The following is a 26,521-nucleotide window of genomic DNA, read 5'->3' on the forward strand; positions in this document are numbered from 1 at the left end:
TGCCGGCCTAGCTCAATTGGCAGAGCAACTGACTTGTAATCAGTAGGTTGGGGGTTCAAGTCCTCTGGCCGGCACCACTTTAATATGAAATCAACCTACGATAAATCATTAAATTCTGATCCGCCAGTTAACTGCTCGCTTCATAAGTGACTGTGGCTGTCTTTAGGATTGATGGGAGTGCAGCATTCCGTATTATCCAGGGATTATTCAATACACAACTATAAAGTGAAAAAGCATTATGATATGAGCCATTAGCTCAGTTGGCAGAGCATCTGACTTTTAATCAGAGGGTCGGAGGTTCGAATCCTCCATGGCTCACCATTTTTGCGGGTGTGGCGGAATTGGCAGACGCGCTAGATTTAGGATCTAGTGTCTCGCGACGTGGGGGTTCAAGTCCCTCCACCCGCACCATCACAAACTTTATAAACCTCTTGTGCGGAAGTAGTTCAGTGGTAGAACACCACCTTGCCAAGGTGGGGGTCGCGGGTTCGAATCCCGTCTTCCGCTCCATTATTGCTATGCCTATCCAATGCCGGGGTGGCGGAATTGGCAGACGCACAGGACTTAAAATCCTGCGGTAGGTCACCTACCGTGCCGGTTCGAGTCCGGCCCTCGGCACCAGTAGCGCCCGTAGCTCAATTGGATAGAGCGTCTGACTACGGATCAGAAGGTTAGGGGTTCGACTCCTCTCGGGCGCGCCAAATCATCGGGAAGTAGCTCAGCTTGGTAGAGCACATGGTTTGGGACCATGGGGTCGCAGGTTCAAATCCTGTCTTCCCGACCATTTGGGGCCTTAGCTCAGCTGGGAGAGCGCCTGCTTTGCACGCAGGAGGTCAGCGGTTCGATCCCGCTAGGCTCCACCAAATATTTATTTTTAAAAAGTTATTGACATAGTTGTTGGAAGATGGTATATTAATAAAGTCGCTTTTTTGAAGGCGACATTGAATTTGCTCTTTGAAAACTGAACAAAACAACCTGTATGATAAACAGATGTCAGAGGTAAGAGGTCGGAAATCGGATTGTTTTAATCCGAATGATGACACTTTAACCCCTGGAATCAATTTTTGAAGCTAAGACATTGATAAGGTTGATCGGTGTCGACCTTATGGCAAACTTTTATTGGAGAGTTTGATCTTGGCTCAGGACGAACGCTGGCGGCGTGCCTAATACATGCAAGTCGTGCGCGGGAAGCAGGTGAACGCCCTTCGGGGCGTTTCATCTGTGGAACGAGCGGCGGACGGGTGAGTAACACGTGGGCAACCTGCCTGTAAGACCGGGATAACTCGCGGAAACGCGAGCTAATACCGGATGACACTTTCGGTCGCATGACCGGCAGTTGAAAGGCGGCATTAAGCTGTCACTTACAGATGGGCCCGCGGCGCATTAGTTAGTTGGTGAGGTAAGAGCTCACCAAGGCGACGATGCCGTAGCCGACCTGAGAGTGATCGGCCACACTGGGACTGAGACACGGCCAGACTCCTACGGGAGGCAGCAGTAGGGAATCATCCGCAATGGACGAAAGTCTGACGGTGCCAACGCCGCGTGAGTGAAGAAGGTTTTCCGGATCGTAAAACTCTGTTGTCAGGGAAAGAACACGTTCTGTTCGAACAGGGCAGGACATGACGGTACCTGACCAGAAAGCCCCGGCTAACTACGTGCCAGCAGCCGCGGTAATACGTAGGGGGCAAGCGTTGTCCGGAATTATTGGGCGTAAAGGGCACGCAGGCGGTCTTTTAAGTCTGATGTGAAATCCCGCAGCTTAACTGCGGGTGGTCATTGGAAACTGAGACTGGTAGAGGATTGAGTACAGAAGAGGAGAGTGGAATTCCACGTGTAGCGGTGAAATGCGTAGAGATGTGGAGGAACACCAGTGGCGAAGGCGACTCTCTGGTCTGTCACTGACGCTGAGGTGCGAAAGCGTGGGTAGCGAACAGGATTAGATACCCTGGTAGTCCACGCCGTAAACGTTGAGTGCTAGGTGTTAGGGGGTTTCCACCCCTTAGTGCTGAAGTTAACGCAATAAGCACTCCGCCTGGGGATTACGGCCGCAAGGCTGAAACTCAAAAGAATTGACGGGGGCCCGCACAAGCGGTGGAGCATGTGGTTTAATTCGAAGCAACGCGAAGAACCTTACCAGGTCTTGACATCCTCTGGATGGCGGTAGAGATACCGTGTTCCTCGGGGACAGAGTGACAGTGTGCATGGTTGTCGTCAGCTCGTGTCGTGAGATGTTGGGTTAAGTCCCGTAACGAGCGCAACCCTTGATCTTAGTTGCCAGCATTAAGTTGGGCACTCTAAGGTGACTGCCGGTGACAAACCGGAGGAAGGCGGGGATGACGTCAAATCATCATGCCCCTTATGACCTGGGCTACACACGTGCTACAATGGATGGAACAAAGGGCAGCGAAGCCGTGAGGTGAAGCAAATCCCATAAAACCATTCCCAGTTCGGATTGCAGGCTGCAAACTCGCCTGTATGAAGCCGAATCGCTAGTAATCGCGGATCAGCATGCCGCGGTGAATACGTTCCCGGGCCTTGTACACACCGCCCGTCACACCACGAGAGTTGGCAACACCCGAAGTCGGTGAGGTAACCTTTCGGAGCCAGCCGCCGAAGGTGGGGCCAATGATTGGGGTGAAGTCGTAACAAGGTAGCCGTATCGGAAGGTGCGGCTGGATCACCTCCTTTCTAAGGATTTTTAAGGAAGTCATGCATGGTTGTTTGGTTCAGTTTTGAGGGAGCAAAATCCCTCGTGTGGAAGCGAAGTTTGGACCTTGAAAACTAAATAAGAGCAAGACATTCAACGACATTGATTTAAAAACGTTCGTCAAACGAACGCATGTATTAGTTAAGTGAACGATGGCGCACGGTGAATGCCTTGGCACCAGGAGCCGACGAAGGACGGGACTAACACCGATATGCCCCGGTGAGTCGTAAGTAGACTGCGACCCGGGGATTTCCGAATGGGGCAACCCGCTGTCCGTAATGGGGCAGTACTTGTGTCTGAATTCATAGGGCACAAGAGGCACACCCGGGGAACTGAAACATCTCAGTACCCGGAGGAAGAGAAAGCAAACGCGATTTCCCGAGTAGCGGCGAGCGAAACGGAAACAGCCCAAACCGGAAAGCTATGCTTTCCGGGGTAGAAGGACACGCCATGGGAGTTATCAAGAAATGGCTTAGACGAATCGATCTGGAATGATCAGCCGAAGAAGGTAAGAGCCCTGTAGTCGAAAAGCCATTTCCTCCGGTGTGGATCCTGAGTACGGCGGAACACGGGAAATTCCGTCGGAATCCGGGAGGACCATCTCCCAAGGCTAAATACTCCCTGGTGACCGATAGTGAACCAGTACCGTGAGGGAAAGGTGAAAAGCACCCCGGAAGGGGAGTGAAACAGAACCTGAAACCGTGTGCCTGCAAGTAGTCGAAGCCCGTTAATGGGTGACGGCGTACCTTTTGTAGAATGGACCGGCGAGTTGCGATTGTATGCAAGGTTAAGTGGCAAACACGGAGCCGAAGCGAAAGCGAGTCTGAATAGGGCCGTAAACAGTATACGTCGCAGACCCGAAACCGTGTGATCTACCCATGTCCAGGGTGAAGTCAGGTAACACTGACTGGAGGCCCGAACCCACGTTATGCTGAAAAAATGCGGATGAGGTGTGGGTAGGGGTGAAATGCCAATCGAACACGGAGATAGCTGGTTCTCTCCGAAATAGCTTTAGGGCTAGCCTCAGGGAGAAGCGTTCTGGAGGTAGAGCACTGATTGGACTAGGGGCCCTCACCGGGTTACCGAATTCAGTCAAACTCCGAATGCCAGTAACGCAACCCTGGGAGTCAGACTATGGGTGATAAGGTTCATAGTCGAAAGGGAAACAGCCCGGACCGCCAGCTAAGGTCCCTAAGTATACGTTAAGTGGAAAAGGATGTGGAGTTGCCCAGACAACCAGTATGTTGGCTTAGAAGCAGCCATCATTTAAAGAGTGCGTAATAGCTCACTGGTCGAGTGACTCTGCGCCGAAAATGTACCGGGGCTAAACGTATCACCGAAGCTGCGGAAGCAGAGGTCAGATACCAGAGGTCGGAAGTCAGAAGTGAGGGAAGATAGTGATAAAACACTATAAGGATTTACGGATTTATCAACAGGCTTATGACCTTGCATTGAAAATTCATAAACTCACCTTGGAATTTCCTGACTTTGAAAAATATGAACTTGGTGCTCAACTGAGAAGAGCAGCCCTTTCTATTCCAGCAAATATTGCTGAAGGATATGGAAAGAAAGATTCTATTAATGACTTCAAGCGTTTTCTTAAAATATCACTTGGCTCCAATAATGAAGTCAAGGTTATGTTGGATTTTGCAAGAGATTTGACATATTTGGATGAACAGAAATACACCTATCTTTATCAACGGTATGAAGAGTTTAGGTAAGCAAATTTATTCTCTATACAAAAGTGGAAATAATCCGACTTCTGATTTCTGGCATCTGACCTCTGTTTGGTAGGAGAGCGTTCCAAATGCTGTGAAGTCAGACCGTGAGGACTGGTGGAGCGTTTGGAAGTGAGAATGCCGGTATGAGTAGCGAAAAAAGAGTGAGAATCTCTTTCACCGAAAGCCTAAGGTTTCCTGAGGAAGGCTCGTCCGCTCAGGGTTAGTCGGGACCTAAGCCGAGGCCGAAAGGCGTAGGCGATGGCCAACAGGCAGATATTCCTGTACCACCTCGTGAGCGTTTGAACGATGGGGGGACGCAGCAGGATAGGGAAAGCGCACTGTCGGAATTGTGCGCCCAAGCAGTGAGGGAGTTGGACAGGTAAATCCGTCTGACAATCCCAAGCTGTGACGGGGAGGGAAATTGAGTACCGAAGTTCCTGATTCCACACTGCCAAGAAAAGCCTCTAGTGAGTTCACAGGTGCCCGTACCGCAAACCGACACAGGTAGGCGAGGAGAGAATCCTAAGGTGATCGGGAGAACTCTCGTTAAGGAACTCGGCAAAATGACCCCGTAACTTCGGGAGAAGGGGTGCTCACACCGAGTGAGCCGCAGTGAATAGGCCCAAGCGACTGTTTACCAAAAACACAGGTCTCTGCGAAGCCGAAAGGCGAAGTATAGGGGCTGACACCTGCCCGGTGCTGGAAGGTTAAGGACGCGTTAGCGTGCTTGTCACGGCGAAGCGCCAAAAACCGAAGCCCCAGTAAACGGCGGCGTAACTATAACGTCCTAAGGTAGCGAAATTCCTTGTCGGGTAAGTTCCGACCCGCACGAAAGGTGCAACGACTTGGGCACTGTCTCAACGAGAGACCCGGTGAAATTATACTATGCGTGAAGATGCGCATTACCCGCGACTGGACGGAAAGACCCCGTGGAGCTTTACTGCACCTTGATATTGAATGTTGGTACAGCTTGTACAGGATAGGTGGGAGCCGTCGAAACGTGAGCGCCAGCTTACGTGGAGGCACCCGTGGGATACCACCCTGGCTGTACGAACATTCTAACCCAGGACCGTAATCCGGTCCGGAGACAGTGTCAGGCAGGCAGTTTGACTGGGGCGGTCGCCTCCCAAAAGTAACGGAGGCGCCAAAAAGGTCCCTCAAATGGTTGGAAATCATCGCCAGAGTGGCAAAGGCAGAAGGGAGCTTGACTGCGAGACCTACAAGTCGAGCAGGGACGAAAGTCGGGCTTAGTGATCCGGTGGTCCCGCATGGAAGGGCCATCGCTCAACGGATAAAAGCTACCCCGGGGATAACAGGCTTATCTCCCCCAAGAGTTCACATCGACGGGGAGGTTTGGCACCTCGATGTCGGCTCATCGCATCCTGGGGCTGTAGTCGGTCCCAAGGGTTGGGCTGTTCGCCCATTAAAGCGGGTACGCGAAGCTGGGTTCAGAACGTCGTGAGACAGTTCGGTCCCTATCCGTCGTGGGCGCTGGAAGTCTGAGAGGAGCTGTCCTTAGTACGAGAGGACCGGGATGGACACACCGCTGGTGTACCAGTTGTTCCGCCAGGAGCACAGCTGGGTAGCTACGTGTGGCAAGGATAAGTGCTGAAAGCATCTAAGCATGAAGCCCCCCTCAAGATGAAACTTCCCATCACTTTAAGTGAGTAAGATCCCTCAGAGACGATGAGGTGGATAGGTCCGAGGTGGAAGCGTGGCGACACGTGGAGCTGACGGATACTAATCGATCGAGACTTAACTAAACCATATGTGTGAATGGAAACTCTATTTAGTTTTCAGGGTGCAAATTCCTGAAAAACCCCTTGCATTTTTCGTCAAAAATGGCTATAATGATTCTTGTCCTTAATAAAGGAATCGACACACAAAATGAAAAAGGTCTGGTAGCGATAGCGGAGAGGTCACACCTGTTCCCATGCCGAACACAGCAGTTAAGCTCTCCAGCGCCGATGGTAGTTGGGGTTTAACCCCTGCAAGAGTAGGACGCCGCCAGGCAGTATAAAAGAGGCTGATTTCAAATTAAATGGGATCAGCCTCTTTGTTTTATTATGCAGACGTAATTGTGCTGTCTTTACAAGCTTTGAAGTGCTTTAGCTGTATCGATATATCCGGCAGTTAAGCCGCAGCATTACTTAAATTGAATTTTTAAACTAAAGCAAATAAATTTACAATATAGCTACTTTGGTAATAGAATGTTTTTCAACTTGGCTGTTTATCGCATATAGCATTCTCCCCATAAGAATGTTGTATTCTTGTAAGGCAAACGGAATTCAATTTGTAACATTTAAATTAATATAAACGGATATATATAGAAGTGAAGGGAGTGTTGGATAGATGATGGAATATCTGGATTATTTGGATGAACTTGTCGGGGACAATTTCACCATTATTATGGTACGTATATTAATTGCACTAATACTATCCGGACTCATTGGGTTTGAGCGGGAATTGAAAAACCATTCGGCTGGTTTCAGGACGCATATATTGGTGGGGGTTGGTGCATGTCTGATGATGCTTTTGTCTTTATACGGCTTTGAAAGCTTTATTGAATCATATGATAATATCCGATTCGATCCATCGCGCATTCCTTCTTATGTTATAAGCGGCATCGGTTTTCTGGGTGCAGGTACCATTATTGTTAATGGGATGACGATCCGTGGGCTGACAACCGCAGCTTCCATTTGGACGGTTGCCGGGCTTGGTCTTGTTACAGGTGCTGGTATGTATGCCCCAGCAGTATTCACAACGTTTATCATTCTGTTGAGTCTTGTCTTTTTAAATAATTTCGAGAAACTATTCAGGAAAGGTCGGTCTCATTCGATTGAAATAACGGCACTGCCGGGCTTGAAAATTAATAATGTCATTTCGATTCTTGAGTCATATCCAATAGTGATTAAACAGTTGGAAATCGAACGAGTTGATGATGATTTACGTAATATTGCCGTCAAAATTGAACCGGATAAAAGTTTGGATCAGATAGCGTTGTTTGAAGATATATCAAAAATAGAGTATGTCAAAAATATTTCAGAACGAAAGTAGAATTCAGCCTTGCACTCCGCGAACTGTGCAGGGCTTTTTGATTGAAAAAGTTAAGTCAGGTAAAAGCCTTTCCGATCAATGTCAGGAAGTGGACTCGGCATCTCATCAACCATGGCAAGTGGTTCATAGAAGTTTAATAATGGGTCTTTGGATGTTCAGCAGCATGTTTCATTTTATTTGAAGTTGTCTAAAATAGGGATAGACTACACTTGCATCTTTGTACATATATCGTATAATATAAGTATAGTCAAAGTTAGTCAAAGTCAAAATAAATGAATGTTTTCATAAACATGATGAAGATAGACGAATACTCATATGATGGAGAGGAGGAGGGCACATGCGTAACATCTCAGATATTATTGAGCAGCATATAAAGCAGATTTTAGAAGCCGCTGGGAAAGATACGATTGATATCAAACGAAGCGAGCTTGCTGAAGAATTTCAGTGTGTGCCATCACAAATCAATTATGTGATTAAAACACGTTTCACTGTGGAAAAAGGATATATAGTGGAAAGTAAACGAGGCGGCGGCGGGTATATCCGGATTATGAGAATTAAACATCGGGATGAAGCAGAATTAATCGATGATATCATTGAAATGATTAACCCGGTTGTTTCGCAGCAATCAGCAATGGATGTGCTTGAGCGGCTGCTGGAAGAGGAATTGGTCACCGAGCGTGAAGCAAAGATTATGCTGAGTGCTATTCAAAGAGGCACGCTGGCTTTTCAGCTGCCTTTGCGCGATGAAGTTCGTGCGCGGATTTTAACATCAATGCTGACAACGCTAAAGTATTTAAATTAATCATCAAGGGGGGGAACGTTATGGATTGCCAGGAATGCCATAAACGCCCGGCTGCACTTCACTTCACCCAGGTTATTAATGGTGAGAAAACAGAAGTGTATGTTTGTGAAGTCTGTGCAAAAGAAAAAGGCTATATGACATATCAAGAAGATGGCTATTCGTTACACCATTTATTGTCCGAATTGCTTAATTCAACCTTTGAAAGCTCAAAAGGCACGTCCGAACAAACACAAGAGTTGCAATGCCCGCAGTGTGAAATGACCTTACCGGAGTTTAAGCGAATCGGAAAATTTGGCTGTTCAATGTGTTATGAGACATTCTCTGAGCACCTGGACCCCATTTTCCGCCGCGTTCACAGTGGTAATAAAACACATCATGGGAAAATTCCTGCACGTATTGGCGGCGATATGCGTATTAAAAAACAGCTTGATTCATACAAAGAAGAATTACAACATTTAATTAACAATGAAGCCTTTGAAGAAGCTGCCACAGTTCGTGATAAAATTAAGGAATTGGAAGAACAAATGCGGGGTGATGACACATGACGTTGCAACACTTTATGAACGAGGCGATAAGCCCATGGATGCGCGAGGAAGGACCTGACAGCGATATTGTGTTAAGTACAAGGATTCGATTGGCACGAAACTTTGCTCAATATTCATTTCCAATCCTTGCTAATGAGAAAGACCTTCAGCATATAAGTTCATTCATCCAGCAGGAATATGAGAACCAATCATTCCAGGATTACCGTGATTTTTCATTCGTTCCTATTCAGGATCTGACCCCTGTTGAAAGACGTGTTCTGGTTGAAAAACATTTAATAAGTCCGCATTTGGCAGAGAAAAATCATTCATCAGCAGTACTTATTTCTAAAAATGAGCAAGTTTCAATTATGGTAAATGAGGAAGATCATTTGCGGCTGCAGCTTTATTTTCCCGGGCTTCAGTTGAATCATGCACTGCAAAAGGTGTTTGAGCTCGATGATTGGCTGGAAGAGAACATTGATTACGCATTTGATGAAAAACGGGGCTATCTGACTGGCTGTCCAACTAATGTCGGGACCGGTATGCGGGCATCGGTTATGATGCATTTACCCGCCCTTTCCTGGACCCAGCAAATCAACCGTATGATACCTGCGATTAACCAGCTTGGCCTGGTCGTCCGTGGTATTTATGGGGAAGGCAGTCAAGCGACGGGCAACATTTTTCAGATATCCAACCAAATTACGCTTGGAAAGTCTGAAGAAGACATTGTGGAGGACTTGCAAAGCGTTGTCCGCGGGCTGATTGACCACGAGCGGAAGGCAAGACATTATATTATGAAACAGTCAAGTAAACGACTGGAAGACCGGATTTATCGTTCGTATGGTATATTGGCTTATAGCCGGATCATCGAATCCAAAGAAGCGGCAAAATGTTTATCTGATGTCCGGTTAGGTATCGATTTAGAAATTATTGAAAATGTATCACGTAATATATTAAACGAGTTAATGGTACTGACACAGCCCGGATTTTTGCAGCAATATGCGAAGAAAACATTGACTCCGAGTGAACGGGATGTACTAAGAGCATCACTCATTCGAGAACGAATACAATTAGAGACTTAGGTAGGAGGCAAAAATATATGATGTTTGGACGCTTTACAGAGCGAGCACAAAAAGTATTGGCATTATCCCAGGAGGAAGCGGTAAGACTTGGCCATAATAATATCGGAACAGAACATATATTGCTTGGCCTTGTACGTGAAGGAAATGGGATTGCGGCCAAAGCACTCGAATCATTAGGTTTGGAAGTATCTAAAATCCAACAGGAAGTGGAAAAATTAATTGGAACCGGCAAACAACCGATGCAAACCATTCATTATACACCGCGCGCCAAAAAGGTTGTCGAGTTATCACAGGATGAAGCACGTAAACTTGGGCATTCATATGTTGGGACAGAGCATATCCTGTTAGGTCTGATCCGTGAAGGTGAAGGTGTTGCAGCACGTGTCTTGAATAATCTTGGTGTGAGTCTTAATAAAGCCCGTCAGCAAGTGCTTCAACTGCTGGGAAGTAATGAATCTCAAGCAGGACGGCAGGGGCGCGGCGCTCAGTCATCTAATGCCAACACCCCGACACTTGATTCACTGGCACGTGACTTGACCGCAAGTGCCAAAGAGGGAAACGTTGACCCTGTAATAGGCCGAAGCGGGGAGATTGAACGGGTGGTAGAAGTACTAAGCCGCCGTACGAAAAACAATCCGGTTTTAATCGGTGAGCCAGGGGTCGGTAAAACAGCTGTGGCAGAAGGTCTTGCACAGCAAATAGTGAATAATGAAATTCCCGAGATATTACGCGATAAACGGGTTATGACACTGGATATGGGAACGGTTGTCGCCGGAACGAAATACCGTGGTGAGTTCGAGGACCGTCTTAAAAAAGTGATGGAAGAAATCCGTCAGGCCTCGAATATTATTCTGTTTATTGATGAATTGCATACATTGATTGGAGCAGGCGGAGCAGAAGGTGCCATTGATGCCTCTAATATTCTGAAGCCGGCGTTGTCCCGTGGTGAACTGCAATGTATCGGGGCGACGACACTTGATGAATATCGTAAATATATCGAAAAAGATGCTGCACTTGAGCGCAGGTTCCAGCCTATCCAGGTAGATGAGCCGGCGCTGGAAGAAACAATCCAGGTTTTAAAAGGTCTGCGTGACCGGTATGAGGCTCATCACCGCGTAACAATTACTGATGAAGCCATTGAAGCGGCCACCCATTTATCTGATCGCTATATTACAGACCGTTTCCTGCCGGATAAAGCAATCGACTTGATTGATGAGGCCGGTTCAAAAGTACGTCTGCGCTCTTATACGGTTCCACCGAACTTAAAAGAATTGGAGCAGAAGCTTGAGGATGTGCGGAAAGAAAAAGATTCCGCTGTTCAAGGTCAGGAATTTGAAAAAGCTGCCTCATTACGTGATTCTGAGCAGCGTCTTCGTGAAGAAGTGGAAGAAACGAAGAATGAATGGAAAGAAAAACAGGGACAGGAGGATTCCGAAGTAACGGTAGAAGATATTGCAAAAGTTGTTTCCGTATGGACGGGTGTACCTGTATCCCGGCTGACTAAAGATGAAAGTGAGCGCCTGCTGAACCTGGAAGACACGCTGCATAATCGGGTGATCGGCCAGGAAGAAGCCGTCAATGCGGTAGCAAAGGCCATTCGCCGTGCTCGTGCCGGATTAAAGGATCCAAAACGTCCAATCGGTTCGTTTATTTTCCTTGGCCCAACCGGCGTCGGGAAAACAGAGCTTGCCAGGGCGTTGGCAGAGGCAATGTTTGCGGATGAGGAAGCCATGATTCGAATTGATATGTCGGAGTATATGGAGAGACACGCCACTTCCCGGCTGGTAGGTTCGCCGCCAGGATATGTCGGTTATGATGAAGGCGGACAACTCACTGAAAAAGTCCGTACAAAACCTTACTCAGTGGTACTGCTTGACGAAGTGGAAAAAGCACATCCTGAAGTGTTTAACATTTTACTGCAAGTGCTTGAGGATGGACGTCTGACGGATGCAAAGGGCCGTGTTGTCGATTTCCGAAACACTGTTCTGATTATGACATCAAACGTAGGGGCAAATGAGCTTAAACGGAACAAATACGTTGGATTTACACTGGATGACGAAGAACAGGATTATCAGAGCATGAAGACGAAAGTGACCGACGAATTGAAAAAAGCGTTCCGTCCTGAATTTTTAAACCGTATCGATGAAACCATTGTTTTCCACTCATTAGAGAGAAAACATATGAAATATATTGTTAATCTCATGATCAAACAGCTGCAAGAACGCTTGAAAGAACAGGAGATTGAGTTCACCTTGACGGATAAGGCAGTTGAAAAGATTGCCAATGAAGGGTTTGATCCGGAGTATGGGGCGCGTCCTTTACGCAGGTCAATCCAGAAAAATATTGAGGATATGCTTTCCGAAGAATTGCTTAAAGAAAGTATTGAAAAAGGTGAAAAGGTAAAAATCGGCTTAAATAATAAAGGAGAATTTATTATTCTGCCGTAGAAAAATAGTATTAGGAAATAATGTGTGTTCAAAAAGCTGAAAGGGCGTGTCCTTTCAGCTTTTTGGCTTATTACGGAGAAGACAGGCGCATGTTATAATTGTTTTGTGAAGTTTTTAAAAGGCTGTTTACTCAAAGATTGTTGTTTTTACCGAAAATCCATAAACTGCGACGCAACTTTTGGAATGTCTTCCTCCAATTCTATCGGTGCCTGAGTACTAGTTCATTCGCTGCGGAAAAATACTCCATTTCCGCGGGGAACGCTTCAGCCTCCTCGCTCGCGGGGCAACACGATGTTGGTCGCGGGAGGCGTTGGCTATTGACGTGGCGAATTTAGCCTTTGTTCCTTGAACGCTCGCTGCGGGGTCTTCAGACTGTTCCTTTCCCGCAGGAGTGTCGTATTTTTCCGCAGCTTAGTGTCGTGTTCTGTCCCTAATGAGAGAAAACCACCCTAATATTTAATATTCAGAACTTCACTATCAGCGTAGGCAATATACGAAGACTCCTATGGGAATAGCACGTCTCGTGACGCCCCCGCAGGAAAGCGGTCTTTGCTTTCCGAGAAGGCTGAGGCCGTGCCCATGGAAAGCGGGTTTTATTGCCGGAGCGTCTCTTAGCACTTAGCAGTAATCAGAATGGCATAAGTCTCTATATGAAAATTTTCGTTACGTCGCAGTTTATATCAAATACGCGGTTAAAAAGCAGCAATCTCTGTAATAAGTGCTTTGTGGAATAAATATGGAACTTTTTTTATGGAAATGATAGATTGCTGTAACTTTCATGTGATGTCAATCGTATATAATAGAGAATATAGCGAGGGGAAGGGTTATAGTGGCTAAACGAAAGATGAAGTACGTTTGTCAGGAATGTGGCTATGAATCTGCTAAATGGATGGGCAAATGCCCCGGATGCAACAGCTGGAACACACTGGTGGAGGAAATGGAAGCATCTTCTGTAAGTAATCGGCATACAATGAGCAGGGATACAAAATCGGTGGGTCAGCCTGAAAGCATCACAGCGGTCGAAATACAGAAAGAGCATCGCATTACAACATCGATGGATGAATTCAACCGCGTGCTTGGGGGCGGCATTGTGCCAGGATCACTTGCATTGATTGGTGGCGATCCGGGAATAGGGAAGTCAACACTGCTGCTCCAAATATCTTCTCAATTAGCCGATAAGCACTTGCCCGTTCTTTATATCTCCGGTGAAGAATCAATCCGGCAAACCAAACTGCGGGCGGACCGTCTTGGTGTCACGTCAGATTTATTGTATGTATTATCTGAAACCAATTTATTTGATATCGTCAATCACATTGAGCAAACGAAGCCTGCATTTGTTGTGATTGACTCCATACAGACAATTTATCGTGAAGAAGTGTCGAGTGCTCCGGGCAGTGTGTCTCAGGTACGTGAAAGTACAAGTGAACTCATGCGCGTTGCCAAATCGAACGGGACCCCTGTTTTTATTGTCGGGCATGTGACCAAAGAAGGTGCCATTGCCGGACCACGGATGCTGGAGCATATGGTTGATGCCGTTCTTTATTTTGAAGGGGAACGTCATCATACATACCGGATCGTGCGCAGTGTTAAAAATCGGTTTGGCAGTACGCATGAGATGGGTATTTTTGAAATGAAAGAAGAGGGTTTAAAAGAAGTTATGAATCCCTCTGAAATCTTTTTGGAAGAACGTTCACAGGGAGCAGCAGGATCGACGGTTGTGGCCTCGATGGAGGGAACACGTCCTGTTCTCGTTGAAATACAAGCATTGATATCGCCAACCAGTTTTGGCAATCCAAGGCGAATGGCAACAGGGATAGACACAAACCGGGTGCCGCTTTTAATGGCGGTTTTAGAAAAGCGTGTTGGACTAATGCTGCAAAATCAGGATGCCTATATCAAAGTAGCGGGCGGGGTGAAACTCGATGAGCCGGCAATTGATCTGGCTATAGCTGTCAGCATTGCATCCAGCTTCCGGAATCAGCCGACTAAGCCAGAAGACATTGTCATTGGTGAAGTTGGGCTGACCGGTGAAATCAGACGGGTGGCACGAATTGAGCAACGTGTACAGGAAGCGGCAAAATTGGGATTCAAACGCGTTATATGTCCCCAGAAAAATCTGGAAGGCTGGACACCGCCTGAATCGATTCAGGTAATTGGTGTCAACAGTGTACAGGAAGCCTTGGAGGAAGGGTTAATGCGATAAATGATTATGCTTCATATAACGGAAATACGGATCTTTAAACCGCAGTGAGCAGAATTAATAGATTGACATCATAATAAAAAGTGTGATAATATATATAGTTTCATAAATTGACTCATTTTTACAGTTATGGTAGGCTTTTATTATTACAACATATTTTATCTGGTTAAACATGGTTATTATATAGAAAATGGGTAATAATAAACGGTAGGAGGTGAACAGTGGTGCTAAAAAAGATTGTCCATTTATTTTTCATTATTAGTGGAGGTACCATTGGGTATTTATATATACCGGATATTGTCAACATGTTAGATTTTACTGACGCGACATGGGCTGCATCCCCTTATTTAGGCATGGCCTTAGGTGCAATTATATTATTTGTTTTTTCTTACTTTGTGGCGGGTTATATCGTTGGATTTTTAAGGTGGATTGAAGAAGGACTGATTAAAGTTCCGGTAGGTGATTTGTTTTCTGGCAGCTTTGGCTTGATTGGCGGTTTGGTTATTGCGTATTTAGTGAATATCCCTTTAACCGACATTAACATTTATCTTGTGTCACAGGTTCTACCGCTCTTTATAACAATTTTGCTTGGTTACTTAGGGTTTCAGGTTGGTTTCAGGCGGCGGGATGAATTAATGGGTCTCTTTAATTTTAATCGGAAAGAACGGGAGAAAAAACGTGCTTCTGATTCTGAAGGAGAGGTAACACAGAAACCACAGCCAAAATCCAAAATTTTGGATACAAGTGTCATCATTGATGGCCGCATTGCTGATATATGCCAGACGAATTTCCTTGAAGGAACCATTGTCATCCCGCAATTTGTCCTGGGAGAACTGCAGCACATTGCCGATTCATCCGACGTACTGAAACGGAATCGCGGTCGTCGCGGGCTTGATGTGCTCAATCGCATTCAAAAGGAACTGCCGGTAAATGTTGAGATTTATGAAGGTGATTTTGAAGATATTCCGGAAGTAGACAGCAAACTGATTAAACTGGCGAAAGTAATCGATGGAATCGTTGTTACAAATGATTTTAATTTAAATAAAGTTTGTGATCTGCAGGAAGTCCCTGTTCTGAACATTAATGATCTGGCGAATGCCGTTAAACCGGTTGTACTGCCTGGAGAGGAATTGTCGGTACACGTGATTAAAGATGGCAAGGAGCATAATCAGGGTATCGCTTATCTTGATGATGGGACGATGATTGTTGTCGAGGAAGGGCACGATTATATCGGCAAGAAAATCGATGTACTCATTACAAGTGTTCTGCAAACGTCAGCCGGAAGAATGATTTTTGCAAAACCAAAATTACTTGAAAAAGCTCAGTAAAAGCGGTATAACTTATAGAGGAAACAAAAAGTGATAACGTCCGATGTTATCACTTTTTATACGTATGATTAAATTTGTCAGTGAATGATATAAAGAAAGGGGCACCATCCATGACAGATCAGGTTCGTGTACGTTATGCACCGAGTCCGACGGGGCAATTGCACATCGGGAACGCACGTACAGCGTTATTTAATTATTTATATGCGAAACATTTTGATGGAAAGTTTATTATCCGGGTGGAAGATACCGATGATAAGCGGAATGTTGCCGGTGGCGAAGAAAGTCAAATGATGTATTTAAAATGGCTCGGCATTGAGTGGGATGAAGGTGCTGATGTTGGCGGCGATTATGGACCATACCGCCAGATGGAGCGGCTGGACATCTACCGGGAGTATGTGGATGAGCTGCTTGAAAGAGGTTTGGCTTATAAATGCTATATGACCGAAGAGGAATTGGAGCAGGAACGACAAGAGCAGCGTGCTAAGGGACAAGTTCCAAAATACTCCGGTGCTCATCGTCATTTGACATCGGAAGAAATCGGGGCGTTTGAACAGGAAGGACGCAAGCCAAGCATCCGCATGCGCGTCCCTGATAATAAGACGTATACCTTCCGTGATATTGTACGGGGAAATATCACATTTGAATCGAGTGATTTTGGGGACTGGGTCATCGTTAAGAAAAATGGGACGCCGACGTATAACTTTGCTGTCTCGGTTGATGACCACTTGATGGGAATCACGGATGTTCTGCGCGGAGAGGAGCATATTTCAAACACGCCAAAACAGATGATGGTTTATGAGGCCTTTGGCTGGGAGCCGCCGAACTTTGGCCATATGACATTGATTCTGAATGAAGAGCGCAAAAAGCTCAGCAAACGGGACGAGCATATTTTGCAATTCATTGAGCAATATCGTAATTTAGGTTATTTGCCTGAAGCATTGTTTAATTTTATAACACTGCTTGGCTGGTCGCCGGTTGGTGAGGAGGAAATTTTCAGCCAGGATAAATTAATCGAGATTTTTGACCCTGATCGCTTGTCGACATCGCCAGCCATTTTTGACCAGCACAAACTGAAGTGGATGAATAACGAATACATTAAAAATACCGAAACTGAAAGAGTTATTGAACTGGCCATGCCGCATCTGATTGAAGCAGGCAAATTGCCTGACAATATGGATGCAGCAACAAGGGAATGGGCCGAGAAAATCATTGCGTTGTATCAGGAACAATTACGGTACGGAGCAGAGATTGTTGAATTGACAGAGTTGTTCTTCAATGAATCCATAAGTTATGATGAAGGTGCCATGGATGTGCTGCAGCAAGAGCAGGTACCGGAAATTTTACAAGTCTTAACTGATAAATTAATTCACTTGGACAGCTTTGATAAAGATACCATTAAGCAGCAAATCAAAGCGACACAAAAGGAAACAGGTCACCGCGGGAAAAAGCTGTTCATGCCTATTCGTGTTGCAACGACCGGGCAGGCTCACGGACCGGAACTGCCTATGGCGATTGAACTCCTGGGCAAAGAAACGGTATTGTCGCGTCTGGACAATTTGTTAAAACAGCTTGGAGCTTAATAATTCACATTTGCTGTTAAATGTAATATAGTGATAACACAATCAACACGTTTTCAGTAAACAACTCAATTTCAGTTGCAACTTCAATATGGAGCATTGACAAGGAGAAGTAGGAGGCGCCCTGCTTATTCAGAGAGAATCATCACCGGCTGAGAGTGATTCTAAGCACCGTTTTTGAAATGCACCTTGGAGCCCGTTATGGAAGCCGAGTATATAACGGCGGTACTCAACCGTTAACAGAGTATAAGTTGGGAGAAAGTAAATTTCTTCAAACAGAGTGGAACCACGTCATAAGCGTCTCTGTGTAATGATTACACAGAGACGCTTATTTTTTTATATGAGGATAGTTTTTAAAATGATGACCTAAATGCTTTTGGACTTATCGCTATAAAACGAAGAGGGGAGGAAAACATCACAATGGGGTTTTTTAAGCGAATGAAAGAGGATATGGATGTTGTTTTTGAACAGGACCCGGCAGCTCGCTCTTATATCGAAGTGTTCCTGACTTATTCCGGATTACACGCGATATGGTCACATCGCGTTGCACATTTTTTCTTTAACCGCCGTATGTTTTTTATAGCACGTTCGATTTCACAAATCAGCCGTTTTTTTACCGGTATCGAGATTCACCCGGGTGCACAAATCGGCAGGAAACTCTTTATCGATCACGGCATGGGGGTTGTCATCGGTGAAACATGTGAAATAGGTGACAATGTTACTTTATTTCAGGGTGTGACTCTTGGCGGGACCGGTAAAGAGAAAGGAAAACGTCACCCAACCGTGAAAGACAATGCCATGATTACGACTGGTGCCAAAGTATTGGGGAATATTACGATCGGCAACAGTTCCAAAGTTGGCGCCCAGTCGGTTGTGTTAAAAGATATACCCGAACACTCAACGGTTGTAGGTGTGCCGGGTAAGGTTGTTGTTCAAAACGGCGAAAAAATACGCAAAAATCTTGATCACTATAAACTCCCTGATCCTGTTGCTGACCGCTGTGAACATTTGCAGCAGGAAATTGATATGCTTAAAGAGGAAATTGAAAAGTTAAAGGAAGTGAAACAGGATGGCAATCACGATCTATAATACACTGACACAGGAAAAAGAAGCGTTTAAACCACTTGAAGAAGGCAAAGTAAGCATGTATGTATGCGGCCCAACGGTCTATAATTATATTCATATCGGCAACGCCCGCCCTGCCATCGTCTTTGATACGGTCAGACGCTACTTCGAGTATAAAGGCTACCAGGTTGACTATGTACTAAACTTTACCGATGTTGACGACAAGATTATAAAAGCGGCCAATGAGCTGGGTGAGGAAGTTCCTGATGTGGCCAATCGCTTTATTGATGCATATTTGGACGACATAGGAGCGCTTGGCGTCAAGAAGGCCACCTATAATCCGCGTGTTACGGAAACGATGGATGACATCATAGAATTTATAGACAATTTGATCGATAAAGGGTATGCCTATGAAGTCGACGGTGATGTCTATTTCAAGCCGCGTTCGTTTGATGGATACGGGAAATTATCGCACCAATCGATTGACGAATTACGGTCCGGTGCACGTATTCAAGTTGGTGAGAAAAAGGAAGACCCGCTTGATTTTGCTTTATGGAAACAAGCGAAAGATGGTGAAATTGCATGGGGTTCACCATGGGGAGAAGGACGTCCGGGCTGGCATATCGAATGTTCCGCAATGGTCAGGAAATATCTCGGTGATACCATTGATATCCATGCGGGCGGACAGGATTTAACCTTCCCGCACCACGAAAACGAAATTGCCCAATCGGAAGCGATGAATGAACAGTCGTTTGCTAATTACTGGATGCATAACGGCTATATTAATATTGACAATGAAAAAATGTCCAAATCACTTGGCAATTTTGTCCTGACGAAAGATATTATAGCTATGCACGACCCGCAAGTCATCCGATTTTTCATGCTGAGTGTTCATTACCGTAATCCAATCAATTTTACCGAGGAACTGCTGCAAGGCGCCAAAAACAGTCTTGATCGGATTAAAAATGCCTATATGAATCTGGAGCACCGCAAGAAGGCAAGTATGAACCTTGAGAGGACATCTGAAGAATGGCTGGAAACGATAAATGAACTAAAGCGACAATTTGAAGACGCGATGGATGACGACTTAAATACAGCGAATGCGATTTCGGTTTTATTCGAATTGACAAAAGAAGCCAATCGCTACCTCGAGGAAAAGCAAACATCGACACAGGTTATCGAGTCATTTCAGGAAAGTATTGATTCCATACTTAATGTGCTGGGTATCCAGATCGAGCAGGAGGAGGAACTGCTGGATGAAGAAATCGAGGATTTGATCAGGGAGCGGGTTGAAGCGAGAAAGAACCGCAATTTTAACCGGGCAGATGAAATACGTGATCGTCTAAAGGAGAAAAAAATTATCCTGGAAGATACACCTCAAGGCACTCGGTGGAAACGAGCGGACAATGAGTCTTGATGTGAAACAGATGAAAAGTCTGGCACTTGCGTATATGGGGGATGCTGTTTATGAAGTTCATGTGAGGGAACATCTGTTGAGAATCGGCAATGTGAAACCGAACCAGCTGCATAAGGAAGCTGTTACATTTGTTTCAGGAAAAGCACAAGCAGCTATTATTCTGCATTGGCTGGAGATGGACTATTTGAGCCATGAAGAAGAAGGAATCGTTGCCCGGGGCCGCAATGCGAAATCCGGGACCATCCCCAAAAACACAAGTGTCCAGACGTATCGTTACAGCACAGCTTTTGAAGCACTGATCGGCTACCACCATTTGCTGGGAAATCAGGAACGGTTAACTGAACTGATGCGGGCGGCTGTGGCGTTCGTCGAAGGGAGGAAGACGTAACAATGGATCAAGAAATAATTATCGGAAAGAATCCCGTTATAGAAGCGCTGGAATCAGGCAGACCAGTCAATAAAGTATTTGTATCCGAGCATTTGAATAAATCCTTATCCGGAAAGCTTCAGCGATTAAGCAGAAATGCCGGAACGATTTTACAAAAAACGCCCAAGACGAAGCTTGATAAACTGTCATCCGGAAACCATCAGGGTGTTGTTGCCTATGTTGCCTCCTATACCTATGCTTCACTTGAAGATTTGTTTGCGAAAGCAGAAAACAGACATGAAGCTCCCTTTTTTATTGTCCTGGACCAGCTGGAAGATCCGCATAATTTAGGGTCGATCCTGCGAAGCGCGGATGCTGCAGGAGCCCACGGCGTGATTATCCCCAAACGGCGGTCAGTTGGTTTAACAGGAGCGGTAGCCAAAACGGCTGCAGGGGCTTTGGAACACATTCCGGTCGCCCGTGTGACCAACCTTGCAAGTACAATTGATGAATTAAAAGATCGTCATGTTTGGGTTGTTGGAACGGAAGCGGATGGGTCCGAGGATTACCGGTCGCTTGATGGCACATTGCCGATCGCACTTGTGATTGGCAATGAAGGTAAAGGGATAAGCAGATTGGTAAAAGATAAATGTGATTGGACCCTCAGCCTCCCAATGCGGGGTCATGTTTCATCTCTGAATGCGTCTGTAGCCTGCAGTTTGTTGATGTATGAGGTATATCGCAAAAGGTTTCCGGCTGGTGAATAGCTATGAATGTTCTAGTGGTTGATGGCTACAATATTATAGGGGCGTGGGATGAATTAAAGCGAATAAAACAATCAAGCATTGGACAGGCTCGTGACCGCTTGATTGAACTCCTGGCTGAATACCAGGCATATACCGGTATGCGTGTGATTGTGGTATTTGATGCCTATTATGTAAAAGGCATTGAAAGCAAACTGAAGGAATATCAAGTTGAAATTATTTATACCAAAGAAAAGGAAACAGCTGATGAATGTATTGAACGGATTGTTAAAGGCTTGAAAAATGTGATCAATCAAGTTTATGTGGCAACCTCAGATTATGCGGAACAACGGACAATTTTCAGCCGGGGCGCACTAAGGATATCTGCACGGGAACTTTATATTGAATTGAAAGATATTGATAGGGAGATTGAGCAGCAAGTCGAACAGCATAAGAAAGTCAAGCCGCAAACAAAGATTCCGTTGGACGAGCATGTTTTGGAAAAGTTTGAAAAGTGGCGGCGGGGGGACACATGAACCTTTCGTTCAGGTGTACAGGGGCGGTCCTGCTTTTCGGGCTCTATGTTGACTATTAGGAAACGCTTACTGTATAATACCGTTAAATTGACTGCAGTGTAGTCGGGGGGTCTTTTCAGGTGAGTGTCAAGCTGGCAGAGGCAGATAATCGAAGCTTTGAATTGCTTGATGATGATGACATTATTCGTTTTATTCATCAGGGAAATAGTCATGCACTGGATTTTTTAATACATAAATATATTAATTATGTGCGGGCAAAAGCGCGAACATACTTTATCATTGGTGCTGATAAAGAGGATATAATCCAGGAGGGTATGATTGGACTCTATAAGGCAATTCGTGATTATGACGGGGACAAGCTCTCCTCGTTTAAAGCATTTGCCGAACTGTGTGTCACCAGGCAGATTATTACCGCCATTAAAACCGCTACAAGGCAAAAGCATACACCGCTTAATTCGTATGTATCACTCGATAAACCAATTTATGATGAGGAATCTGACCGTACGCTATTAGATGTCATAGGCGGATCACAATCTTTTGATCCTCAGGAATTGCTTCTTAATAGAGAGAAATTTTTTGATATGGAAGGGAAATTAGCGGAATTGCTGAGCAGTTTGGAAAAAGAAGTGCTGCGTTTATATATGGACGGATGTACCTATCAGGAAATTTCAGTCAAGTTAAAGCGTCATGTTAAATCGATTGATAATGCCTTGCAGCGTATAAAACGAAAACTGGAACAGCTGCTTGAAACAAACGAAACAGGGGCACCATGAGCCGTTGACACATCATTAGTTGCATGCTACATTAGTGTGAGTGAAAAACCCTTTGATGGGGTGATACGGTGAATAAGAAGGTCGTTCTGGCATGTACAATATGTGCAAGCCGAAATTATACGACAAGTAACAATCAGGCCAAGCAGCCAGAGCGGTTGGAAGTGCGGAAATATTGCAAAACATGTGGCAGGCATACATGCCACCGTGAGACAAAGTAACAGGCATTCTTTGGCAGAGTGGAGGGGACAAGCAGTGAAAATTGTTAAATTCTTCAAGAATGTTTCAAGAGAGATGAAGAAGGTCAGCTGGCCAAAAGGTCGTGAATTAACAAGTTACACCATCACTGTATTGACAACAGTAGCTTTTGTAGCAGTGTTTTTTGCCATTGTCGATCTTGGTATTTCACAAATCTTAAATTTATTTTTTTAACCGCAATTATTGAATAAATAGGATATAATTATGCTATAATGGAATATGATATATTTTTGACCAAAAACCCGGGCTTGTCGGGTTTTTTAATATGGGATGATTTTTGAACGGCTGGTTTCGCAAAGTTTGTTGCTGGTAAGGTACTATAAAAACAATCTTTTGGAAAGCGGCTTTAGGTATCAATGCATCTTCAGTATCAAGTTTTAAAATAAGGGAGGGAAGGGCAAGACAATTTGTCCTGTTCACATGGAAAAAAACTGGTATGCCATTCATACTTATTCAGGTTATGAAAATAAGGTGCAAACAAATCTGCAAAAACGCGTGGAAACAATGGATATGGAGGATAAAATCTTCCGCGTGCTTGTTCCGGAAGACGAAGAAACGGAAATTAAAAACGGCAAGAAAAAAGTCGTTAAAAAGAAATTTTTCCCCGGCTATGTTCTGGCAGAAATGATCATGACGGATGATTCGTGGTATGTCGTGCGTAATACGCCTGGAGTGACCGGATTCGTGGGATCAAGCGGCCACGGGACAAAACCCACCCCGCTGTTGCCTGATGAGGTCGATTCTGTATTAAAACGCATGGGCATAGCAGATAAGACACCGCAAATTGATTTTGAATTAAAAGAGAATGTGCAGGTGACAGACGGACCATTCAGCGGATTTACAGGTACAATTGAACACATTGACGCAGATAAACAGAAAGTAAAGGTTCATGTGAATATGTTCGGCCGTGAAACCCCGGTTGAACTGGAATTCCCGCAAATTGAAAAATTATAGGAAAAAGTGAAACGACTGTCATTTTGCCGATTATTTTCTGATTCCAGGCAGCAAAATTCATAAAGTGCGACGTAACTATCGGAAAATCTTTATCCCATTCTACCGGGGCCTGAGTGCTAGTTCATCGCTGCGGAAAAATACTCCCTTTCCGCGGGGAACGCTTCAGCCTACTCGCTCGCGGGCCAACACGATGTTGGTCACAAAGGCGTTGCCACAGGACGTGGCGTTCTTAGCCTTTGTTCCTTAGCGCCCGCTGCGGGGTCTTCAGACTGTTCCTTTCCCGCAGGAGTGTCGCATTTTTCCGCAGCTCAGTGTTCTGTTCTATCCTAGTGAGAAAAAGCCCACTAGACACTTTATTTTGAGTTTCAACATTCAAAATGCAGAACGAACGTCAATACCAGCGGAGGAAATACGCGGAGACTCCTGCGGGAACAGTGACCAACGTGAGACCCCACAGGGACGAGCGATACATCCACCGAGTCCGCTACGAGTTGTGAGGAGTGCTGCTTCACCGAACACACTTGCAACACGACGAGCACACCGAATGCCCGAGGAGGCTCACGGGGCACCCTAAGGGGCGCGGAGCGTATTTCCGGAGCGGTATCATTGCACACACTTTTTTTCAGTGTGTCGCAGTCTATCTCAACTATGAAGTTAAAAAGCATCAAAATTCACGAAAAGAGCCTAAAATTTCAATCCAATCCTTGCATAATTTCATAATACATGCTAAAATTCTTTTGTTATTTACGTCTCCGGAATGAGCGGGGATTGGTAATGCCTGAGTGGGAGGGGTATCACCCTATTACCACATCACGGACTTTAAGGAGGTGTGTCTCGTGGCTAAAAAAGTTATTAAAGTTGTTAAATTGCAGATTGAAGCTGGAAAAGCAAACCCGGCACCGCCAGTGGGACCTGCGTTGGGGCAAGCTGGTGTTAATATCATGGGCTTCTGCAAGGAATTTAACGCAGAAACGCAGGATCAGGCCGGCATGATTATTCCTGTTGAAATTACGGTTTTTGAAGACCGTTCATTTACATTTATTACGAAAACCCCGCCTGCCGCTGTATTATTGAAAAAGGCAGCAGGAATTGAAACGGCATCAGGTGAACCAAACCGTAACAAAATTGCATCCGTTAAACGTGATCAAGTACGGGAAATTGCAGAAACAAAAATGCCTGACCTGGATGCGGCTGACCTGGATGCTGCTGAACGTATGGTTGAAGGAACCGCACGCAGCATGGGTATTTCGATTGAAGACTAATGTGATTTGAACATTAATGAATACAGGTTGCGTTAATGGATTCCATGTTCGCAACTTTTTTCATGAAAAATGTATGGGCTTTGTGTTCAAACAGAATGGCCGAGTCATGGCCATGACTTTGAATGACGCTTACAGCATTTTTCGAGTGGGAGGTCTTACCGCTATAAACCACAACCTGAGGAGGAAACAAAATGGCAAAAAGAAGTAAAAAATATCAAGAAGCTGCCCAGCTTGTTGATCGTTCAAAAGCATATGATGCCGAAGAAGCAGTTGCTTTATTGAAGGAAACCGCAAAGGCTAACTTTGATGAAACAGTTGAAGCTGCTTTCCGTCTGGGTGTTGACCCTAAGAAAGCTGACCAGCAGATTCGCGGTGCTTTTGTGTTACCGCACGGAACGGGAAAAACACAGCGCGTATTGGTATTTGCGAAAGGCGAAAAGGCAACAGAAGCTGAAAACGCCGGAGCAGATTATGTAGGCGAGCAAGACCTTATCAACAGAATCAATCAAGGCTGGTTTGATTTTGATGTCGTTGTTGCGACACCGGACATGATGGCCGAAGTTGGTAAACTTGGCCGTGTTTTAGGACCCAAAGGGCTAATGCCTAACCCTAAGACAGGTACCGTGACATTCGAGATTGAAAAAGCCGTTAACGAGATTAAAGCTGGTAAAGTGGAATACCGTGTTGATAAATCCGCAAATATTCATGTTCCGCTTGGAAAAATCTCATTTGATAATGAAAAATTAGTTGAGAACTTTGAGGCTATTGCGGATACGCTTGTTAAAGCAAAACCACAGGCATCAAAAGGTGTCTACATGCGTAATGCTTCAATCACTTCCACAATGGGACCTGGCATAAGAGTGGATGTTTCACCTTATCGCAACTAAGGAGCATGAAGTACCCGATTAATGCGTATGGCCGGATGTAACGCGTTGGTTAAGTTTTCCGGTTGACTTATTCAGGACAATCGGGTATAATGATTTGAGTCATAAGATGAATACGTTATACCGTAGACAGCAGGTGCAAGGTATTGCTTAATTTCCTGCCGAGGTGTTTGATTAATGATTACTAAGCCCGCAACCGGGTTGTCATTTGTCATGAAGCCTCCATGTCTCTATGGAGGCTTTATTAATAGGAACGGTATGATGAAACATCAATAGGAGGTGGAATGATGGCCAATAGCAATATTGTTGAGCAAAAAAGGCAGCATGTTCAGGACATTGCTGATAAATTTCGCAACAGCCAATCAACGGTGCTTGTAGATTATCGCGGTCTTGATGTTGCTGAAGTAAATGAATTGCGTAAACAACTGCGTGAAGCGAACATCGAATTTAAAGTCTATAAGAATACGATGACACGCCGGGCAGTTGAAGCTGTAGAGTTAGGTGAGCTTTCCGATACATTGGTTGGGCCGACTGCAGTGGCATTCAGTAATGATGATGTGGTGGCACCGGCTAAAATTTTGAATAACTTTGCCAAAGAGCATGATGCATTGGAAATTAAAGGCGGCGTCATTGAAGGTGAAATTGCAACGCTTGAACAAATCAAAGAGCTGGCGGACCTGCCAAATTACGAAGGCATGGTATCGATGCTGCTTAGCGTATTGCAAGCACCTGTACGGAACTTTGCATACGCTGCAAAAGCTATTGCAGATAAACAGGAAGAACAAGGTGCATAAATTAATCGATGGATACCCCGGCGATG

General features: G+C 45.2%; 21 protein-coding genes, 8 tRNA genes, 3 rRNA genes and 2 other annotated features. Of the genes, 31 read left to right on the forward strand and 1 reads right to left on the reverse strand.

What is annotated here, in order from left to right:
* The first annotated feature begins 1 nt into the window (after position 1).
* From Len3610_RS16255 to rplA, 30 genes are all read left to right on the forward strand, one after another.
* A tRNA-Thr gene (locus Len3610_RS16255) sits at positions 2-77 on the forward strand.
* A 168-nt stretch (positions 78-245) separates the two neighbouring features.
* A tRNA-Lys gene (locus Len3610_RS16260) sits at positions 246-321 on the forward strand.
* 5 nt (positions 322-326) lie between these two features.
* A tRNA-Leu gene (locus Len3610_RS16265) sits at positions 327-411 on the forward strand.
* Between the two features lie 24 nt (positions 412-435).
* A tRNA-Gly gene (locus Len3610_RS16270) sits at positions 436-510 on the forward strand.
* A gap of 21 nt (positions 511-531) precedes the next feature.
* Positions 532-621, forward strand: a tRNA-Leu gene (locus tag Len3610_RS16275).
* Positions 622-624: 3 nt separating this feature from the next.
* Positions 625-701, forward strand: a tRNA-Arg gene (locus Len3610_RS16280).
* Positions 702-707: 6 nt separating this feature from the next.
* Positions 708-784: transfer RNA gene (locus Len3610_RS16285), tRNA-Pro, on the forward strand.
* A 3-nt stretch (positions 785-787) separates the two neighbouring features.
* Positions 788-863 (forward strand) — tRNA-Ala (locus tag Len3610_RS16290).
* 253 nt (positions 864-1,116) lie between these two features.
* Positions 1,117-2,688 (forward strand): 16S ribosomal RNA (locus tag Len3610_RS16295).
* A gap of 158 nt (positions 2,689-2,846) precedes the next feature.
* A 23S ribosomal RNA gene (locus Len3610_RS16300) occupies positions 2,847-6,191 on the forward strand.
* Between the two features lie 134 nt (positions 6,192-6,325).
* Positions 6,326-6,441: ribosomal RNA gene (gene rrf / locus Len3610_RS16305) — 5S ribosomal RNA — on the forward strand.
* The 16S, 23S and 5S rRNA genes sit together here with 8 tRNA genes alongside, the layout of an rRNA operon.
* Before the next feature lie 339 nt (positions 6,442-6,780).
* Positions 6,781-7,485: an MgtC/SapB family protein gene (locus tag Len3610_RS16310; RefSeq protein ID WP_176448875.1), complete on the forward strand. Its 705-nt coding sequence runs from the start codon at positions 6,781-6,783 to the stop codon at positions 7,483-7,485.
* Between the two features lie 337 nt (positions 7,486-7,822).
* Positions 7,823-8,287 carry a CtsR family transcriptional regulator gene (locus Len3610_RS16315; protein WP_176448876.1) on the forward strand — a complete coding sequence of 155 codons (465 nt, stop codon included), beginning with the start codon at positions 7,823-7,825 and terminating at the stop codon, positions 8,285-8,287.
* A 20-nt stretch (positions 8,288-8,307) separates the two neighbouring features.
* Positions 8,308-8,832 carry a protein-arginine kinase activator protein McsA gene (locus tag Len3610_RS16320; protein WP_176448877.1) on the forward strand — a complete coding sequence of 175 codons (525 nt, stop codon included), beginning with the start codon at positions 8,308-8,310 and terminating at the stop codon, positions 8,830-8,832.
* Positions 8,829-9,893, forward strand: coding sequence for a protein-arginine kinase McsB (locus Len3610_RS16325; RefSeq protein ID WP_176448878.1), 1,065 nt, complete (start codon positions 8,829-8,831; stop codon positions 9,891-9,893). Before Len3610_RS16320 ends, Len3610_RS16325 begins: the two co-directional genes overlap by 4 nt.
* A gap of 17 nt (positions 9,894-9,910) precedes the next feature.
* On the forward strand, positions 9,911-12,340 hold the full coding sequence (clpC, locus tag Len3610_RS16330; RefSeq protein WP_176448879.1) for an ATP-dependent protease ATP-binding subunit ClpC: 2,430 nt from the start codon (positions 9,911-9,913) through the stop codon (positions 12,338-12,340).
* Between the two features lie 829 nt (positions 12,341-13,169).
* Positions 13,170-14,543: a DNA repair protein RadA gene (gene radA / locus Len3610_RS16335; RefSeq protein ID WP_176448880.1), complete on the forward strand. Its 1,374-nt coding sequence runs from the start codon at positions 13,170-13,172 to the stop codon at positions 14,541-14,543.
* A gap of 221 nt (positions 14,544-14,764) precedes the next feature.
* Positions 14,765-15,868 carry a PIN/TRAM domain-containing protein gene (locus Len3610_RS16340; RefSeq protein WP_176449718.1) on the forward strand — a complete coding sequence of 368 codons (1,104 nt, stop codon included), beginning with the start codon at positions 14,765-14,767 and terminating at the stop codon, positions 15,866-15,868.
* Between the two features lie 110 nt (positions 15,869-15,978).
* On the forward strand, positions 15,979-17,448 hold the full coding sequence (gene gltX, locus Len3610_RS16345; RefSeq protein ID WP_176448881.1) for a glutamate--tRNA ligase: 1,470 nt from the start codon (positions 15,979-15,981) through the stop codon (positions 17,446-17,448).
* Positions 17,449-17,535: 87 nt separating this feature from the next.
* Positions 17,536-17,753 (forward strand) — a binding site (T-box leader).
* Between the two features lie 112 nt (positions 17,754-17,865).
* A complete protein-coding gene (gene epsC / locus Len3610_RS16350; protein ID WP_176448882.1) occupies positions 17,866-18,534 on the forward strand; it encodes a serine O-acetyltransferase EpsC in 669 nt (222 codons plus the stop codon).
* A complete protein-coding gene (gene cysS / locus Len3610_RS16355) occupies positions 18,515-19,927 on the forward strand; it encodes a cysteine--tRNA ligase (RefSeq protein ID WP_176448883.1) in 1,413 nt (470 codons plus the stop codon). The genes epsC and cysS overlap by 20 nt, the downstream gene beginning before the upstream one ends.
* Positions 19,917-20,315, forward strand: a complete 399-nt coding sequence (locus tag Len3610_RS16360) for a Mini-ribonuclease 3 (RefSeq protein ID WP_176448884.1) — start codon at positions 19,917-19,919, stop codon at positions 20,313-20,315. Before cysS ends, Len3610_RS16360 begins: the two co-directional genes overlap by 11 nt.
* Positions 20,316-20,317: 2 nt before the next feature.
* On the forward strand, positions 20,318-21,061 hold the full coding sequence (gene rlmB, locus Len3610_RS16365) for a 23S rRNA (guanosine(2251)-2'-O)-methyltransferase RlmB (protein ID WP_176448885.1): 744 nt from the start codon (positions 20,318-20,320) through the stop codon (positions 21,059-21,061).
* Between the two features lie 2 nt (positions 21,062-21,063).
* Positions 21,064-21,573 carry an NYN domain-containing protein gene (locus tag Len3610_RS16370; RefSeq protein WP_176448886.1) on the forward strand — a complete coding sequence of 170 codons (510 nt, stop codon included), beginning with the start codon at positions 21,064-21,066 and terminating at the stop codon, positions 21,571-21,573.
* Positions 21,574-21,692: 119 nt separating this feature from the next.
* Positions 21,693-22,346, forward strand: a complete 654-nt coding sequence (sigH, locus tag Len3610_RS16375) for an RNA polymerase sporulation sigma factor SigH (protein WP_176448887.1) — start codon at positions 21,693-21,695, stop codon at positions 22,344-22,346.
* Positions 22,347-22,414: 68 nt separating this feature from the next.
* The gene (gene rpmG, locus Len3610_RS16380; protein WP_176448888.1) at positions 22,415-22,564 is read left to right on the forward strand and encodes a 50S ribosomal protein L33; all 150 of its coding nucleotides are present in this window, start codon (positions 22,415-22,417) and stop codon (positions 22,562-22,564) included.
* A gap of 34 nt (positions 22,565-22,598) precedes the next feature.
* Positions 22,599-22,775, forward strand: a complete 177-nt coding sequence (gene secE / locus Len3610_RS16385) for a preprotein translocase subunit SecE (protein WP_176448889.1) — start codon at positions 22,599-22,601, stop codon at positions 22,773-22,775.
* A gap of 246 nt (positions 22,776-23,021) precedes the next feature.
* Positions 23,022-23,555, forward strand: coding sequence for a transcription termination/antitermination protein NusG (gene nusG / locus Len3610_RS16390; protein ID WP_176448890.1), 534 nt, complete (start codon positions 23,022-23,024; stop codon positions 23,553-23,555).
* Positions 23,556-24,391: 836 nt separating this feature from the next.
* Positions 24,392-24,817, forward strand: coding sequence for a 50S ribosomal protein L11 (gene rplK, locus Len3610_RS16395; RefSeq protein WP_176448891.1), 426 nt, complete (start codon positions 24,392-24,394; stop codon positions 24,815-24,817).
* A gap of 191 nt (positions 24,818-25,008) precedes the next feature.
* Positions 25,009-25,704, forward strand: a complete 696-nt coding sequence (gene rplA, locus Len3610_RS16400) for a 50S ribosomal protein L1 (RefSeq protein ID WP_176448892.1) — start codon at positions 25,009-25,011, stop codon at positions 25,702-25,704.
* A gap of 71 nt (positions 25,705-25,775) precedes the next feature.
* Here the strand turns inward: rplA and Len3610_RS16405 are convergent, their stop codons facing one another.
* On the reverse strand, positions 25,776-25,916 hold the full coding sequence (locus tag Len3610_RS16405) for a hypothetical protein (protein WP_176448893.1): 141 nt from the start codon (positions 25,914-25,916) through the stop codon (positions 25,776-25,778).
* Positions 25,807-25,956, forward strand: a sequence feature (ribosomal protein L10 leader region). (Overlaps the previous gene by 110 nt.)
* 32 nt (positions 25,957-25,988) lie before the next feature.
* Between Len3610_RS16405 and rplJ the strand changes: the two genes are divergently transcribed.
* Positions 25,989-26,495, forward strand: a complete 507-nt coding sequence (rplJ, locus tag Len3610_RS16410) for a 50S ribosomal protein L10 (RefSeq protein WP_176449719.1) — start codon at positions 25,989-25,991, stop codon at positions 26,493-26,495.
* Positions 26,496-26,521: the final 26 nt, after the last annotated feature.

The organism is Lentibacillus sp. CBA3610, assembly GCF_013373365.1.
GTDB lineage: Bacteria > Bacillota > Bacilli > Bacillales > Amphibacillaceae > Lentibacillus.

Bases quoted from the DNA above. Each gene is read 5' to 3' on its own strand.
- Len3610_RS16315 (WP_176448876.1), top strand. From the start codon at position 7,823: ATGCGTAACATCTCAGATATTATTGAGCAGCATATAAAGCAGATTTTA.
- Len3610_RS16370 (WP_176448886.1), top strand. From the start codon at position 21,064: ATGAATGTTCTAGTGGTTGATGGCTACAATATTATAGGGGCGTGGGAT.
- Len3610_RS16360 (WP_176448884.1), top strand. From the start codon at position 19,917: ATGAGTCTTGATGTGAAACAGATGAAAAGTCTGGCACTTGCGTATATG.
- clpC (WP_176448879.1), top strand. From the start codon at position 9,911: ATGATGTTTGGACGCTTTACAGAGCGAGCACAAAAAGTATTGGCATTA.
- epsC (WP_176448882.1), top strand. From the start codon at position 17,866: ATGGGGTTTTTTAAGCGAATGAAAGAGGATATGGATGTTGTTTTTGAA.
- Len3610_RS16320 (WP_176448877.1), top strand. From the start codon at position 8,308: ATGGATTGCCAGGAATGCCATAAACGCCCGGCTGCACTTCACTTCACC.
- rlmB (WP_176448885.1), top strand. From the start codon at position 20,318: ATGGATCAAGAAATAATTATCGGAAAGAATCCCGTTATAGAAGCGCTG.
- nusG (WP_176448890.1), top strand. From the start codon at position 23,022: ATGGAAAAAAACTGGTATGCCATTCATACTTATTCAGGTTATGAAAAT.
- cysS (WP_176448883.1), top strand. From the start codon at position 18,515: ATGGCAATCACGATCTATAATACACTGACACAGGAAAAAGAAGCGTTT.
- gltX (WP_176448881.1), top strand. From the start codon at position 15,979: ATGACAGATCAGGTTCGTGTACGTTATGCACCGAGTCCGACGGGGCAA.
- Len3610_RS16325 (WP_176448878.1), top strand. From the start codon at position 8,829: ATGACGTTGCAACACTTTATGAACGAGGCGATAAGCCCATGGATGCGC.
- rplJ (WP_176449719.1), top strand. From the start codon at position 25,989: ATGGCCAATAGCAATATTGTTGAGCAAAAAAGGCAGCATGTTCAGGAC.
- Len3610_RS16310 (WP_176448875.1), top strand. From the start codon at position 6,781: ATGATGGAATATCTGGATTATTTGGATGAACTTGTCGGGGACAATTTC.
- rplA (WP_176448892.1), top strand. From the start codon at position 25,009: ATGGCAAAAAGAAGTAAAAAATATCAAGAAGCTGCCCAGCTTGTTGAT.
- Len3610_RS16405 (WP_176448893.1), bottom strand. From the start codon at position 25,916: ATGACAAATGACAACCCGGTTGCGGGCTTAGTAATCATTAATCAAACA.